This window comes from Rhizobium sp. USDA 3886 (assembly GCF_056279785.1).
Window position 1 is genome coordinate 2,620,161 of the sequence record NZ_JBWCDC010000001.1, and the last position, 15,772, is coordinate 2,635,932.

The window sequence follows — 15,772 nt, forward strand, 5'->3', positions numbered from 1 at the left end:
TCCTGAAGGCATTCGGAACGGCGCATATGTTAGCCAGCAATTATGCACAGTCTGGCCCAATTGCAGGAACGTCTCGCCGCCGCATTCGGCGCGGCCGCCAAACCGCATGATCCGCGGGCCGCAGACGATGTTTTGCCGCCGGCGCCAGCCGCCCCAAAGCAAAAGCATCCGCTGCGCACCCTTCTCTTTTACTGGCTCGGCGGCCTTGGCCTTCTTGCTGCGATCGCACTCCTTGCACTCGGGCAAGCGGGCGGACCTCCGCTGCTTTCCGCCGGCCTTGCGATCCTTGCCGTAGCGCTTGTCGGTTATGCATTGCTGGTGAAGCCGCGCCAGCGGGCCGGCAATCAGCCGCAAGCAATTGATGCAGCTGAACTTTTCGCCAATGTTCATGACGCCCTCGGCGACATAACGGTTACCCGTACCATCGATCGGCGGATCATCGGCGCCAATGCCACCTTTCGCCGGCTGACGGGCCGCCTGAAGCCGGAAGGCCAGACTTGCGAAGAAATCGGCATCGCCTTCCGCCCTGGCGCTGAGCCATATCGTTTCGATGTCGAGATCTCGACGCCGGAAGGCCAGCGCATCTTCGTCTGGCATGATGTCGTCACCCGCGATCCATCGAACGGCCGTCTGCTACTGCAGAGCGTCGCCCGTGACGTGACCGCCGAACATCTTTCAGCGCAGGCGCGCGAAGAGGCGCGCCAAAAGGCCGAATACAACAGTGCTGCAAAATCCCGCTTGCTAGCGACCGTCAGCCACGAGATCCGAACGCCACTGTCCGGCATCCTCGGGATGACTCACCTGCTTACGCAAGCGCAAATGACCCAGGAGCAGCAGAACTATATCGACGGCATCCGTCAGTCAGGTCATGCGCTGACCCAACTTGTCGAAGACCTCCTCGATTTCTCGACGATCGAGGTCGGCCGCTTCCAGCTTCGTCCACGGACCGAATCGCTGCGCCAGCTACTGGAAAGCGTCGTCGAGATGCTGGCACATCGCGCCCACGAAAAAGGCATCGAGATCGGTGCGACGGTCTCTTCCGACGTGCCGGAATTCATGAGTTTCGATCCGGCACGACTGCGCCAAGTGCTCTTTAACGTCATCGGCAATGCAGTGAAGTTCACCCGGGCAGGCGGCGTCTTCATCCGCGTATCCTTGCGCGGCGACGACCTCATGATCACGGTGACAGACACCGGCCCAGGGATGACCGCGGAAGAGCAGGCCCGGATCTTCGGCGAATTCGAGCAAGGGGGAACCATGATGGAAAAGAGCGGCGGCACCGGGCTCGGGCTCACCATCTCCGCTCGCATCATGCGCGAATTCGGCGGTTCGCTGACCGTCGCCAGCGAAAAGGGCAAGGGCAGCGAATTCACGATCTGCTTTCCTGCAACCATTCCAGTAGAGGCTCGCGGCAGCTTCAAATCGCTGCTTGCCGGCAATATCGTGGTGCTTCTTGCGCCGGCTGGTGCCGCCCGCGCCGCAATCGCCGAGACCATCGTCGCGCTCGGCGGCGATTGCCATCTGGTGGCCGACGGCGAAAAAGCCCGGGAGACGCTTCTCAACATTGCGGGTAAGGGCCACCGCCCGACGGATATCATCATCGATCACCGCATGTCTGCCGAATTTACCGAACATCTTGCCGACCGCGTTGAAATTGCCGCGCTTGGCCTGCGCAAGACCCTTCTCGTCAATCCGGAAGAGCGTAACGCCCATCCGCTTGATCTCTTCGATGCCTGGCTTATCCGGCCTCTTCGCGAGCAATCGCTGATCGACGTGCTGCGCGGACGCATGCGCGGTATGGAAAAGCGCGATGCGCTTAACGACAACCAGCCTGGCTTCACCGCCGCCATTCCCGAAGCGAATATGCCGGGCGGGCTGAACATCCTGCTCGGAGAAGACGACCCGATCAATGCGATGCTCATCCGTGCCATGCTGGAGAAGGGCGGACACAAGGTTCAGCATGTCGAAGACTTCGAGACCTTGCTGGATTGCGCACTTGCCGAAGGCAGCACTCGGCCCGACATCATCATCAGCGATCTCACGATGCCGGGCGGCGAAGGTGTTGAAATGATTGGCCGGCTGCGCGGTCATGAGCGGCGGCTGCAAGTCGTTCCGGTGCCCGTCATTGTTCTGACCGCCGACAAACGCGACGAGTCGCGCCGCCAGGTCCTGCTTGCCGGTGCAAACCGTGTGATGCTGAAACCTGTCGATCCAATCCGACTACTGACGGAAGTCCATGCCGTGGCAGCCCTTTCCGCCCGCCGAGCCGAAGCGCTCTGAGCGGGGTGACATAAGCGTCATTTTTCCGTAAAGTCCATGTCACTTTCCTGTCGCATAGAAGTGTTTTATGACGCGTTATGAGCCGGCAACGGGAGAATCATCATGTCCATCGACATCCTTAATCGCGACACAACGGCGGAGGTTTCTCGGCCTGCAGCGCCCGTCGCGCCGAAGGAAGGCGACGTCCTTGGCCGCATCGGCAACCTGGAGACCCGCCTTGCCCGCACTGCTCGCGAGATCGATGCTGCGCAGCATGTGCGTTACCGCGTTTTCGTTCAGGAAATGCAGGCGCAGCTTCCGCCAGAGGCCATGCGCCGCGAACGCGACGTCGACGCTTACGATGCATTCTGCGATCACCTTCTCGTTCTCGACCGCTCGATCGAAGGGGACAGCGAAGACCAGATCGTCGGCACTTACCGCCTGCTGCGCCAGGAGGTGGCGATGGCAAATGGCGGTTTTTACTCGGCTTCCGAATTCGCGATCGGCGAGCTTCTTGCTCGCCATCCGGACAAGCGCTTCATGGAACTCGGCCGCTCCTGCGTGCTGCCGGAATACCGCACGAAGCGCACAGTGGAACTTCTCTGGCAGGGCAACTGGGCCTATGCCCTGAGGCATGGCATGAGCGCCATGTTCGGCTGCGCTTCCTTCCCGGGTGTGCACCCTGAGAGCCATGCGTTGGCACTTTCCTTCCTGCATCACACAGTCCTCGCCAAGGACGAATGGGCGGTTGGCGCTCTGCCGGATCTGGCCCGGAGCATGGATCTGATGCCGCCGGAAGCCGTTAATCCTAGGAAGGCGCTGATGGCGCTTCCGCCGCTGATCAAGGGCTATCTCCGCCTCGGCGCCATGGTCGGCTCCACGGCGGTGGTAGACCATGCGTTCAACACGACGGACGTACTAATCGTGCTGCCAATTTCCAGCATCTCAGATCGGTATCTGAATTACTACGGCGCCGACGCCGGCCGCTTCGCGAGCTGATTTTCCAGAAATTCAATCAAAGCTCGCCTCGAAAATTCGAGGCGAGCTTTTTTGTTGCCATCACCCCGCCGAATAAGCTGCGATCGCCGCCATGTTGACAATGTCGGAATCCTTGGCGCCCATCGAGGTGATCTGAACGGCTTTATCGAGGCCGACAAGGATCGGGCCGATGACCGTCGAGCCGCCGAGTTCCTGCAGCATCTTCGTGGAGATCGAAGCGGAGTGGAAGGCCGGCATGACCAGCACGTTGGCGGGGGCGGACAAGCGGCAGAACGGGTACTGCTCCATCACCTTGCGGTTCAGCGCCACGTCCGCGGCCATTTCGCCGTCGTACTCGAAATCGACGCGGCGCTTGTCGAGAATCTTCACCGCTTCACGAACGCGCTCGGAACGTTCGCCCGAAGGATGGCCGAAGGTGGAATAGGCAAGCAGTGCAACGCGCGGCTGGTAGCCCATGCGACGTGCAAGGCCTGCCGCTTCCTCGGCAATGTCGGCCAGCTCCTCTGCTGTAGGCATATCGTGCACCGCAGTATCCGCGACAAAGACAGTGCGACCGCGGACAAGCACCAGCGACACCCCGATAACACGGTGGCCCGGCTTCTCATCGATGCAGCGGCGCACATCTTCCAGCGCCGTCGAATAATTGCGCGTGATGCCGGTTACCATACCGTCCGCATCGCCGAGCGCCACCATCGTCGCGGCGAAATGATTCCGATCGTTATGGATTAGGCGCTGCGCGTCGCGGTGCAGATAACCCTTCCGCTGCAGCCGGGCATAAAGGTAGTCGGTGTAGGCCTCGATGCGGGTCGATATGCGTGCATTGACGATCTCCAAGCCTGGCCGGTTGAGATCGATGCCGGCGCGCTCCGCTGTTGCACGGATCAGGTCTTCGCGGCCGAGAAGGAGTGCCGTGCCGAGCTGCTGGTTGGCGTAGGACATTGCCGCACGCATGACCTGCTCTTCTTCCGCTTCGGCAAAAACCATCCGTTTCGGACGGCGGCGCACCCGCTCGTAAAGGCTCGCAAGCGTCGAGGCGATCGGATCGCGCCTTGCCGATAGCTCACGGCGATAGCCGTCCATGTCGGTGATCACCTTGCGGGCGACACCAGTTTCGATCGCAGCTTCCGCCACGGCCGCCGGGATTGCCGAAATCAAGCGCGGATCGAAGGGTACCGGAATGATGTACTGCGCGCCGAAGCGCGGCCGGTTGCCCTGATAGGCTGCGACAACGTCGTCCGGCACATCCTCGCGGGCCAGATTGGCAAGCGCCTTGACCGCGGCAATCTTCATCGCGTCGTTGATCGTGGTGGCCCGCACGTCGAGCGCGCCGCGAAAGATGTATGGAAAGCCGAGAACGTTGTTGACCTGGTTCGGGTAGTCCGACCGTCCCGTTGCCATGATGGCGTCATCGCGGATGCGGGCGACTTCCTCCGGCGTGATTTCCGGATCGGGATTCGCCATCGCGAAGATGATCGGCCGGTCGGCCATCGAGCGGATCATTTCTTCAGAAAAGGCGCCCTTCTGCGACAAACCGAGCACGACATCGGCACCCTTCATCGCATCCGCTAGCGTGCGGGCCTTCGTCTTGACCGCGTGTGCCGATTTCCACTGGTTCATGCCTTCGGTGCGGCCCTGATAGATCGCACCCTTGGTGTCGACGAGGGTGATGTTCTCCGGCGCAAAACCCATCGACTTGATGAGTTCGACACAGGCGATTGCCGCAGCTCCTGCGCCGTTGCAGACGAGTTTCGTCGTCTTCAGGTCACGTCCCGTCAACTCCAGGGCATTGATGAGGCCGGCCGTTGCAATGATCGCCGTGCCGTGCTGGTCGTCGTGAAAGACCGGAATATCCATCAGCTCGCGCAGGCGCTGCTCGATGATGAAGCAGTCGGGCGCCTTGATGTCCTCCAGATTGATGCCGCCGAAGGAAGGCCCCAGAAACCGCACGCAGTTGATGAACTCGTCGACATTTTCCGTGTCGACTTCGAGGTCGATGGAATCGACATCGGCAAAACGCTTGAAAAGGACGGATTTGCCTTCCATGACCGGCTTGGATGCCAAGGCGCCCAGATTGCCGAGACCGAGAATCGCCGTGCCGTTGGAGATGACGGCTACCATATTGCCACGTGTCGTATAGTCGTAGGCAGTGCCCGGATCGGCGGCGATTGCCTTCACAGGCGCCGCGACGCCCGGCGAATACGCGAGCGACAGATCGCGCTGCGTCGCCATCGGCTTCGTCGGGTTGATTTCCAGCTTCCCAGGCCGTCCCATGGCGTGGAATTCAAGCGCTTCATTGTCGGTAACGGACGTCACCGGCCGCGGCTTCTTTTCGATATCAGGCATTCTTCCTCCAACGTCCTGTGGGTGACGCCTTGCTCTTCCTCAATGGCGGTTGTCATCTATAGCGGCGGGCGGCTAGGGTTGGCACCTGTTTTTTTGGAAAATTGCACCTCCGTGAACCAACGAATAGACGCCAGGAACGAAGCCTTTTCGGCTGCCGAGCTTGCCACGGAGGAAAGCCGTGCTTCGGCCACGCCGATGATAGAGCAATTCATCGAGATCAAGGCAAACAACCCCGACTCGCTGCTTTTCTATCGGATGGGCGATTTCTACGAATTGTTCTTCGAAGACGCCTTGGACGCCTCGCGCGCGCTTGGCATTACGCTCACGAAGCGCGGTCAGCACATGGGGCAGGATATCCCGATGTGCGGCGTTCCCGTGCATGCCGCAGACGACTATCTGCAGAAGCTGATCGGGCTCGGCTTCCGTGTCGCCGTCTGCGAACAGGTCGAAGACCCGGCGGAGGCGAAGAAGCGCGGCTCGAAATCCGTCGTCAAACGCGACGTCATCCGCCTTGTCACGCCGGGCACGATTACCGAAGAAAAGCTGCTATCACCCTCCGAATCGAACTATCTGATGGCGCTTACCCGGATTCGCGGCGCGACCGAACCGCTGATGGCGCTGGCCTGGATCGATATTTCTACCGGCGTTTTCCGCCTCGCCGAGACGGAAGGTTCGCGGCTGCTTGCCGATATCCTGCGCATCGATCCGCGTGAACTGATCCTGCCGGATACGATGTTTCACGATCCCAGAGCTGAAGCCGGTCTTCGACGTGCTTGGCCGCACTGCGGTTCCGCAGCCTTCCGTGCTTTTCGACAGTGCGACAGCAGAAACCCGCATCTCCCGCTATTTCGGCGTTTCGACGCTCGATGGCTTCGGCACCTTCTCCCGCGCCGAATTGGCAGCCGCCGCGGCAGCTGTTGCCTATGTCGAAAAGACGCAGATCGCCGAACGCCCGCCACTTGGCAAACCGGAGCGCGAAAGCGGCGCCTCGACGCTCTTCATCGATCCCGCGACCCGCGCCAACCTCGAGCTCGCCCGCACGCTTTCGGGGGACCGCAACGGTTCGCTGCTGAAAGCGATCGACCGGACGGTCACCGGCGGAGGAGCCCGCCTTCTCGCAGAACGGCTGATGTCACCGATGACCGATCCTGACCGCATCAACGAGCGGCTGGATTCGATCGGCTTCCTGATGGAGGAACCGAGGCTTTGCGGCGACCTGCGCGACGCGTTGAAGCACGTGCCGGATATGCCGCGCGCACTGTCCCGCCTCGCGCTTGACCGCGGCGGCCCGCGCGACCTCTGGGCGATCCGGCAAGGGCTTGGTGCTGCTTCCGATCTCGCGAAGCTGCTAGGCAATTCGCTTTTGCCGGAAGAACTCAGTGCTGCCCTTTCCGGCCTGCAGGCGCTGCCTTCATCTCTCGAATCTATGCTTACCAAGACTCTCGCCGACGAACTTCCACTCTTGAAGCGCGATGGTGGTTTCCTGAGGGACGGCGCCAATGCCGAGCTTGACGAAGTGCGGGCTCTTCGCGATCAGTCGCGCCGGGTCATCGCCGGATTGCAATTGCAATATGCCGACGAGACCGGCATCAAGTCGCTGAAGATCAAGCACAACAATATCCTCGGCTATTTCATCGAAGTGACTGCCGGCAATGCCGGCCCGATGACGGATACGGCGGAGGCCAAGGCGCGTTTCATCCACCGTCAAACCATGGCGAATGCCATGCGCTTTACGACGACCGAGCTTGCCGACCTTGAAAGCCGGATCGCAAATGCCGCAGATCGCGCCTTGCAGATCGAGCTCGAAGCCTTCGAACGGATGACGGCTGCCGTTGTCGCTGAAGCCGAGGCGATCAAGGCCGGCGCCCGCGCGCTTGCCGTCATCGACGTTGCCGCGGGTCTGGCACTGTTGGCCGAGGAACAGGCCTATTGCCGCCCGCTCGTCGATGCTTCGAAGATGTTTATGATCGAAGGCGGACGCCACCCTGTTGTCGAACAGGCGCTGCGGCGCCAGTCTTCCGGACCTTTCGTCGCCAATAACTGCGATCTCTCGCCTGTCGCGGACGGCAAGGATGGGGCGATCTGGTTGCTGACCGGTCCGAACATGGGCGGTAAGTCGACATTCCTGCGCCAGAACGCGCTGATCGCCATCCTGGCGCAGATGGGTTCCTTCGTGTCCGCAACCTCCGCTCACATCGGCATCGTCGACCGGCTCTTCTCCCGTGTCGGCGCTTCTGACGATCTCGCCCGCGGTCGCTCGACCTTTATGGTGGAGATGGTCGAAACGGCGGCCATCCTCAACCAGGCGACCGATCGTTCGCTCGTCATCCTCGATGAAATCGGCCGCGGGACTGCAACGTTCGATGGGCTTTCGATCGCATGGGCTGCTGTCGAGCATCTGCACGAGGCGAACCGCTGCCGTGGCCTCTTCGCTACGCATTTCCACGAACTGACGGTGCTATCTGAAAAGCTTGCCCGGCTATCGAACGCCACCATGCGCGTTAAGGAATGGGATGGCGATGTCATCTTCCTGCACGAGGTGGGACCGGGTGCGGCGGACCGTTCCTACGGCATCCAGGTTGCGCGTCTTGCAGGCCTGCCAGCGTCCGTCGTCGCGCGCGCCCGCGACGTGCTGACGCGGCTGGAAGATGCCGACCGCAAGAACCCGGCAAGCCAATTGATAGACGATCTGCCGCTCTTCCAAGTTGCCGTGCGGCGAGAGGATGCCAATCGCGGGCCGTCCAAGATCGAGGAAGCGTTAAGGGGAATGAGCCTCGACGACCTGACGCCGCGCGAGGCGCTTGACGCGCTTTATGAGCTGAAGAAAAAACTGAAATAGGAGCGCGCCGATGTTCATGGAGGGCCTGCTGCGCGAAACCCAAAAGCTCGCCAATATCTTCACGGCGATGGAAGCGCTGCGCCTTGCCGACGAGCACGGCAATCCACGCGGCTGGGCCTCGCCCTTCGGCCTGCTGCAGATCACTAGGTGCTGCGCCATCATCTCCGATCTTGCCCTTTCGATCGCCAAGGCCGGCTACCGCGAATGCGACAAGGCAACGCTCGACGAAATCGCCAGCGAAACCCGCAAGGTTCTCTATTCGGTGAATGCGCAAGTCGGCGCTTGAGCGCCAGGCTTCCCGAGCCTATCTGCGGCACAGCACCCGAACGATTGGCGCGGCAACACCTTTTCGCCAAAATTAAGGGTTCTTGCAGTATGAAGACCCGTGTCAAACGCGGGGTAAAGAGGCTATAGCGCATGCAGACGAAACGAGACGCGGTCGCACCGCGCGAACAGGAAGCCGCTCCGCGCATGGCGACGATGAGTGACATCGATTTCTCGGAAATTCTCGACACGGCCCTTTTGCAAAAGCTCTGCGGCGCCGTTGCCGAAGCCAACAAGACCCGACCAGACGTCATGCGCTCCGACCTGCTTGCTGTGCTCAAAAAGGCAAGCAGCGACGGCCGCCAAAAGGCGTGCGCGCTTCTCTCTGCCGATGGCAGCGGGCTGAACTGCGCCCGGCGCATCTCCTGGCTGCAAGACCAGATCACGACGGCACTCTACGAGTTCGTCTGCGCATACGTGTTCCCGAAGCAGAAGGACAAGTTCGCCGTGACGGCGGTCGGCGGCTATGGCCGCGATACGCTGGCGCCGGGCTCCGATATCGACCTGCTCTTCCTCTTTCAGCCAAGGCCGGCAGAGGAGACGCACAAGGCTGTCGAGTTCATGCTCTATGTCCTCTGGGATATGGGCTTCAAGGTCGGCCACGCAACGAGGACGATCGAGGAGTGCATGGCGCTCTCCAGGTCCGACATGACGATCCGCACGGCGATCCTCGAGATGCGCTACATCTGCGGCCTGAAATCGCTCGCAACGGAACTTGAGACCCGTTTCGACAAGGAGATCGTGACCGGCACCGGCCCGGAATTCATTGCCGCCAAGCTTGCCGAGCGCGACGAGCGCCACCGCAAGGCAGGCGACACACGCTACCTCGTCGAACCCAACGTCAAGGAGGGCAAGGGCGGACTTCGCGATCTGCATACGCTCTTCTGGATTTCGAAATACTATTATCATGTCCGAGATACCGTCGAACTCGTCACGCTCGGCGTTCTCTCCAAGCATGAATACCGCGTTTTCGAAAAGGCCGACGATTTCCTATGGGCCGTGCGCTGCCACATGCACTTCTTGACGGGCAAGGCGGAGGAGCGGCTTTCCTTCGACATCCAGCGGGAGATTGCCGAAGCGCTCGGATATCATACGCGTCCCGGCCTTTCGGCCGTCGAGCGCTTCATGAAGCACTATTTCCTGGTGGCGAAGGACGTCGGCGACCTGACGCGCATCCTCTGCGCGGCGCTCGAAGATCAGCAGGCGAAATCGACGCCGGGGCTCACCGGTGTGATCAGCCGCTTTGCCCATCGCAGCCGCAAGATCGCCGGCAGCACCGAATTCGTGGAGGATCGCGGCCGCATCGCGCTTGCCAGCCCGGACGTGTTCAAGCACGATCCCGTCAGCATCATCCGTCTTTTCCATGTTGCTGATATCAATGGCCTCGAGTTCCATCCCGATGCACTGAAGCGGGTCACGCGATCGCTCAACCTCATCGACAACAAACTGCGCGAAAACGACGAGGCGAACCGCCTCTTCATGTCGATCCTCACCTCCAGGGGCGACCCAGCGCTCATTTTGCGTCGCATGAACGAAGCAGGTGTGCTCGGCCGCTTCATCCCGGAATTCGGCAAGATCGTCGCAATGATGCAGTTCAACATGTACCACCACTATACGGTGGATGAGCATCTGATCCGCACCGTCGACGTGCTCTCGGAAATCGACAAGGGCAAGGCCGACGACCTGCACCCACTCGCCAACAAGCTGATGCCGGGGATAGAAGACCGGGAGGCTCTTTATGTCGCAGTCCTCCTTCATGACATCGCCAAGGGCCGCCAGGAAGACCATTCGATCGCCGGCGCGCGCGTAGCCCGCAAGCTCTGCGCACGCTTCGGCCTATCGCAAAAGCAGACGGAGCTCGTCGTTTGGCTGATCGAGGAGCATCTGACGATGTCCATGGTTGCCCAGACCCGAGACCTTACCGACCGCAAGACGATCACTGACTTCGCCGATCGCGTTCAATCGCTCGATCGCCTGAAGATGCTGCTGGTCCTGACGATCTGCGACATTCGTGCCGTCGGCCCCGGCGTCTGGAACGGTTGGAAGGGTCAGTTGTTGCGCACGCTCTATTACGAAACCGAACTGCTGCTTGCCGGCGGCTTTTCGGAGGTGTCGCGCAAGGAGCGCGCCAATTCCGCGGCCGAAGCGCTGTTCAATGCGCTTTCCGATTGGAGCCAGAAGGATCGCAAGACCTACAGCAAGCTGCACTACCAGCCTTACCTGCTTTCCGTGCCGCTGGAAGACCAGGTCCGTCACGCCCATTTCATCCGCCAGTCGGACAAGAACGGCCAGGCGCTCGCGACAACCGTGCGAACGGACAGTTTCCACGCGATCACCGAAATCACCGTGCTCTCGCCAGACCACCCGCGCCTGCTCGCCGTTATTGCCGGGGCATGTGCGGCCGCTGGCGCTAATATCGTCGATGCACAGATATTCACGACGTCGGACGGACGCGCACTGGATACGATCCATGTCAGCCGCGAATTCCAGGACGATGCCGATGAGCTTCGCCGCGCCGGCACGATTGGGCGCATGATCGAAGACGTATTGTCGGGCCGCAAGCGGCTGCCGGAAGTCATCGCTACGCGTACGAAGAACCGCAAGAGGAGCAAGGCCTTCGTCATTCCGCCGTCGGTCAACATCACCAACAACCTGTCGAACAAGTTCACTGTCATCGAAGTCGAATGCCTTGACCGCACCGGCCTGCTTTCGGAAATCACCGCGATGCTTTCTGATCTTTCGCTCGACATCCAGTCCGCCCGCATCACCACCTTCGGCGAAAAGGTCATCGACACCTTCTATGTCACGGATCTCGTCGGTCAGAAGATCTCCAGCGACACCAAGCGGGCCAATATCACCGCCCGGCTGAAGGCCGTGATGGCCGGCGAAGAAGATGAGCTCCGCGAACGGATGCCCTCCGGCATCATCGCGCCCGCCGCCTCCGCGCGGACTTCGCAGCCGAGCGAAAAGAAAGCCGGGTCTACGGCATGAGTCTCGTCAAGAAATTCGCCACCGTCGGCGGCGCGACCCTCGGCAGCCGCATCTTCGGTTTTGCCCGCGAAACGCTGATGGCGGCGGCTCTCGGCACCGGCCCCATGGCTGACGTCTTCTACGCGGCCTTCCGCTTTCCCAACCTCTTCCGCCGGCTGTTTGCCGAAGGCGCCTTCAACGCTGCCTTCGTACCGCTCTTCGCCAAGGAGATTGAAGCGAACGGCACGGAAGGAGCAAAGCGGTTTTCGGAAGAGGTTTTCGGCGTGCTTTTTTCGGTGCTGCTGCTCATCACCATCGTGATGGAGCTTTGCATGCCGCTGCTTGTACGCTTCATCATCGCGCCGGGCTTTGCCGACGATCCGGACAAGTTCTCGATTACGATCCGCATGGCGGCGGTGATGTTCCCCTATCTCATGTGCATGTCGCTGACGGCGATGATGAGCGGCATGCTGAATTCGCTACACCACTTCTTCGCCGCAGCGGTCGCGCCGATCTTCCTCAATGTCGTGATGATTGGTGCGCTCTTCTACGCTCTCTACACCGGCGCGGAACCACTCGCGACCGCCTGGTATCTCTCCTGGGGCGTGCTGGGGGCCGGTATCCTGCAGCTCGCTGTCGTCTATATCGGGGTCCTTCATGCAGGCATGAGCATCGGCTTTCGCTTTCCGCGCATGACGCCGAACGTCAAGCGGCTGCTGATCCTCGCAGTCCCCGCCGCGGTCACAGGCGGCATCACGCAGATCAACCAGCTGATCGGCCAGGCGATCGCCTCGTCCCGCGACGGTGCCATCGCCGCCCTGCAATATGCGGATCGCATCTACCAGCTGCCGCTCGGCGTCGTTGGCGTTGCCGTCGGTGTCGTATTGCTGCCGGAGCTTGCCCGCGCTTTGAAGGGCGGCAATCTGCGTGAAGCCGGGAACCTGCAGAACCGTTCAATCGAATTCGTGCTGTTCCTGACGATCCCCGCGGCCTTCGCCCTTTGGGTCCTCGCCGACGAGATCATCCGCGTGCTTTACGAACGTGGAGCCTTCCATCAGGAGAACACAGCGCTCGTCGGTTCGATACTCGCGATCTACGGCATCGGCTTGCCGGCCTTCGTGCTCATCAAGGCGTTGCAGCCGGGCTTCTATGCCCGCGAGGATACCAAGACGCCGATGCGCTTTTCGGCCGTTGCCGTCGGCGTCAACTGCGCCACGGCTCTGACGCTTTTCCCCTATCTCGGCGCACCGGGCATCGCGGTGGCGGAAGCAGCCGCCGGCTGGATCAGCACGGTATTGCTTTTCGCAACGCTGCTGCGCCGCGGCCATCTTAACTGGGAATGGGCGCTGGCCCGGCGGGCGGCTCTGCTCGTCGTATCGGCATCCGTGATGAGCGGCGGCATCGTCTTCCTGCAGCATCGCTGGGAACCGTGGCTCGCTTCAGGTGCCCATCTGGCGACCAAGGCCGGTACGCTCGGCCTTTTGATCGCCATTTCGATGATCGTCTATTTCGCGACCGCCTTTTTGATTGGCGGCGCCGATGTCGGCATGATCCGGCGAAACCTCAACCGAAAGCCTTCGCCCAAAGCCGAAGGATGAACCGCAGCCTTTGTTATCAGCAGTGGCTCCAGCGCCGCTTCGGCCCGATGTCGACGTGGACGATGCCGTTGCAGTATCGCCCAATACCGCCGATACCCGGCGCCGTCTGCGCTGCCGCGACGATCGTCCGTTCCGATAGGCCCGGCACGCGGATGTCGGCTGCGTTGCAATGGCGATGCTGAGAATGCGCGCGGCCGGAATGCGGCCGGTGGCCGGACGTGACTATCGGTCTTCGGCCGGTCTTGGCCGCGATATGCGCGAGAACGGCTCTGAGTTTTGGCGGGAAGCAGCCGATTCTGACGCTCACGGTCTGAACCGTATAGGGCAGCGATGTCGTGTACTTGAGAAGTCTTACCGGGGGTTTTTTACTGTTCTGCGCGCCGGCATTGACGCAACAGGACAAGGTGAACAAGCCAGCAAGAACGAGTGATAAAATCGTATGCATGACGTCCCCTCCAGATAGAGCGCAGTGGATTTCCACTGAGGCTCGGATTGGCGTCGAGAACGTTCATTCGAAAAGTGGCCAATTTGTGAAATTTTATGCCAACTCACTAAGTGAGACACCCTCATATTATTGACCTAATTAAAAAGTTGATAGCTAAAATTGAGTATAAAATACTCTCTACCATTCGATGAAAATCAAGACCTTGCAACAAGGCGCATTAGAGGGAACAGGCCACCAGGAGAAAGGCGCCATAATTCGAATTAGCGCCGCCGACAATTTAATTTGGCACGATCAAAAAGCTGTCCTGCCGGAGCAAGCTCTCTTGACCAAGTATCGAGTCCCCGCAACAAAAGATCTCTCGAAGCCGGAGTTTATACGTGCGCCAATCCCTCTTCCTGGTCACCCTCGTCATCGATGACTACGACCGCGCCAAGGCTTTCTACTGCGGCGCGCTCGGCTTCGACTGCCTACAGGACGAAATGCAGCCGGATGGCAAGCGCTGGGTAGTGGTGAAGCCAAAAGGAGGCGATGGCGCAGCGTTCCTTCTTGCCCGGGCAGTCAATGACGCACAGAAAGCGGCAATCGGAAATCAGACCGGCGGGCGTGTCGGCTTCTTTTTGAACACTGACGATTTTGCACAAGATCGTGCCGCCATGCTGGCCAAGGGCGTGCGCTTTCTCGAAGAACCGCGGCATGAGGTCTACGGAACGGTGGCCGTGTTTTCGGATCCTTACGGCAACACTTTCGATCTGATCCAGCATGCCGCACCGGCCGCCTCTTGATTGCAGTACCGAGCACGTGCATAAGCCGCCGCGTTAGCATCATGGGCGTCTCTGCCCTGGGGCCCTCCACCAGCCTAATCGAGGATGACGTGACCGAATTCAAGAAGCTCGTATTTTCCGGCGTTCAGCCGACCGGCAATCTCCATCTCGGCAACTATCTCGGCGCGATCCGCAAGTTCGTGGCGCTGCAAGAAGGCAACGACTGCATCTATTGCGTCGTCGACCTGCATTCCCTCACTGCGCAGCTCGTGCACAACGACCTACCGGGCCAGATCCGCTCGATCGCCGCAGCGTTCATCGCCTCCGGCATCGATCCGGAAAAGCATATCGTCTTCAACCAGTCGGCCGTGCCGCAGCATGCCGAACTCGCCTGGATCTTCAATTGCGTCGCCCGCATCGGCTGGATGAACCGCATGACGCAGTTCAAGGACAAGGCCGGCAAGGACCGCGAAAACGCCTCGCTCGGCCTGCTTGCCTATCCGAGCCTGATGGCCGCCGACATCCTCGTTTATCGCGGCACGCATGTTCCGGTCGGCGACGATCAGAAGCAGCATCTCGAGCTTGCCCGCGACATCGCGATGAAGTTTAACCTGGACTATCAAGATCACATCCGCCGCGCCGGCCAGGGCGTCGACATCACCGTCGGCGACGAGCCGGTGCACGCCTATTTCCCGATGGTCGAACCGCTGATTGAAGGCCCTGCACCGCGCGTGATGTCGCTGCGCGACGGCACCAAGAAGATGTCCAAATCCGATCCGTCCGATCTCTCGCGCATCAACCTGATGGACGACGAGGACGCGATCTCGAAGAAGATCCGCAAGGCGAAGACCGATCCGGACGGCTTGCCGAGCGAGGTCGAAGGCCTGAAGGGCCGCCCGGAAGCCGACAACCTCGTCGGCATCTATGCGGCGCTTGCCGACAAAACGAAAACTGAGGTGCTTGCCGAATTCGGCGGCCAGCAGTTTTCCGTCTTCAAGCCGGCGCTGGTCGATCTCGCCGTTCAGGTGCTCTCGCCGATCACCGGTGAAATGCGCCGCCTCATGGACGACACCACCCATATCGACGCAATTCTCCGCAACGGCGGCGAACGCGCCCGGGCCCGGGCCGAAGCGACCATGAAGGACGTCCGCGACATCATCGGCTTTCTCTATTGAGACAGCCTTTCTTCTCGCCTCGGGGAGAAGATGTCCGAAGGACAGATAGGGGTGAGCGA

9 protein-coding genes and 1 pseudogene are annotated in these 15,772 nt (G+C 60.7%); 8 read left to right on the top strand and 2 right to left on the bottom strand.

Annotation, left to right across the window (positions count from 1 at the left end):
- The first annotated feature begins 42 nt into the window (after positions 1–42).
- Together ACZ9BX_RS13455 and olsB are read left to right on the top strand one after the other, a co-directional pair.
- Positions 43–2,280 (top strand): hybrid sensor histidine kinase/response regulator, encoded by a 2,238-nt coding sequence (locus ACZ9BX_RS13455; protein WP_476218483.1) that lies wholly within the window; start codon positions 43–45, stop codon positions 2,278–2,280.
- 99 nt (positions 2,281–2,379) lie between these two features.
- Positions 2,380–3,258, top strand: coding sequence for a l-ornithine N(alpha)-acyltransferase (gene olsB, locus ACZ9BX_RS13460; protein WP_476220006.1), 879 nt, complete (start codon positions 2,380–2,382; stop codon positions 3,256–3,258).
- A 60-nt stretch (positions 3,259–3,318) separates the two neighbouring features.
- Here olsB and ACZ9BX_RS13465 read toward each other — a convergent pair whose 3' ends face one another.
- Complete coding sequence (locus ACZ9BX_RS13465) at positions 3,319–5,601, bottom strand: NADP-dependent malic enzyme (protein WP_027510808.1); 2,283 nt, start codon at positions 5,599–5,601, stop codon at positions 3,319–3,321.
- Between the two features lie 111 nt (positions 5,602–5,712).
- Here ACZ9BX_RS13465 and mutS point away from each other — a divergent pair.
- The 4 genes and pseudogenes from mutS to murJ all read left to right on the top strand — a co-directional run bounded on the left by mutS (position 5,713) and on the right by murJ (position 13,332).
- Positions 5,713–8,440 (top strand): annotated as a pseudogene (mutS, locus tag ACZ9BX_RS13470) (DNA mismatch repair protein MutS).
- A 10-nt stretch (positions 8,441–8,450) separates the two neighbouring features.
- The gene (locus tag ACZ9BX_RS13475) at positions 8,451–8,726 is read left to right on the top strand and encodes a hypothetical protein (protein WP_476218484.1); all 276 of its coding nucleotides are present in this window, start codon (positions 8,451–8,453) and stop codon (positions 8,724–8,726) included.
- 131 nt (positions 8,727–8,857) lie between these two features.
- Positions 8,858–11,755 (top strand): [protein-PII] uridylyltransferase, encoded by a 2,898-nt coding sequence (locus ACZ9BX_RS13480; RefSeq protein WP_476218485.1) that lies wholly within the window; start codon positions 8,858–8,860, stop codon positions 11,753–11,755.
- Positions 11,752–13,332 (top strand): murein biosynthesis integral membrane protein MurJ, encoded by a 1,581-nt coding sequence (gene murJ, locus ACZ9BX_RS13485; RefSeq protein ID WP_476218486.1) that lies wholly within the window; start codon positions 11,752–11,754, stop codon positions 13,330–13,332. The genes ACZ9BX_RS13480 and murJ overlap by 4 nt, the downstream gene beginning before the upstream one ends.
- A 16-nt stretch (positions 13,333–13,348) precedes the next feature.
- Here murJ and ACZ9BX_RS13490 read toward each other — a convergent pair whose 3' ends face one another.
- On the bottom strand, positions 13,349–13,777 hold the full coding sequence (locus ACZ9BX_RS13490) for a YcbK family protein (protein ID WP_476218487.1): 429 nt from the start codon (positions 13,775–13,777) through the stop codon (positions 13,349–13,351).
- A gap of 377 nt (positions 13,778–14,154) precedes the next feature.
- Between ACZ9BX_RS13490 and ACZ9BX_RS13495 the strand changes: the two genes are divergently transcribed.
- The gene (locus ACZ9BX_RS13495) at positions 14,155–14,559 is read left to right on the top strand and encodes a VOC family protein (RefSeq protein ID WP_476218488.1); all 405 of its coding nucleotides are present in this window, start codon (positions 14,155–14,157) and stop codon (positions 14,557–14,559) included.
- Between the two features lie 89 nt (positions 14,560–14,648).
- The gene (trpS, locus tag ACZ9BX_RS13500) at positions 14,649–15,713 is read left to right on the top strand and encodes a tryptophan--tRNA ligase (protein ID WP_476218489.1); all 1,065 of its coding nucleotides are present in this window, start codon (positions 14,649–14,651) and stop codon (positions 15,711–15,713) included.
- Positions 15,714–15,772 lie beyond the last annotated feature (59 nt).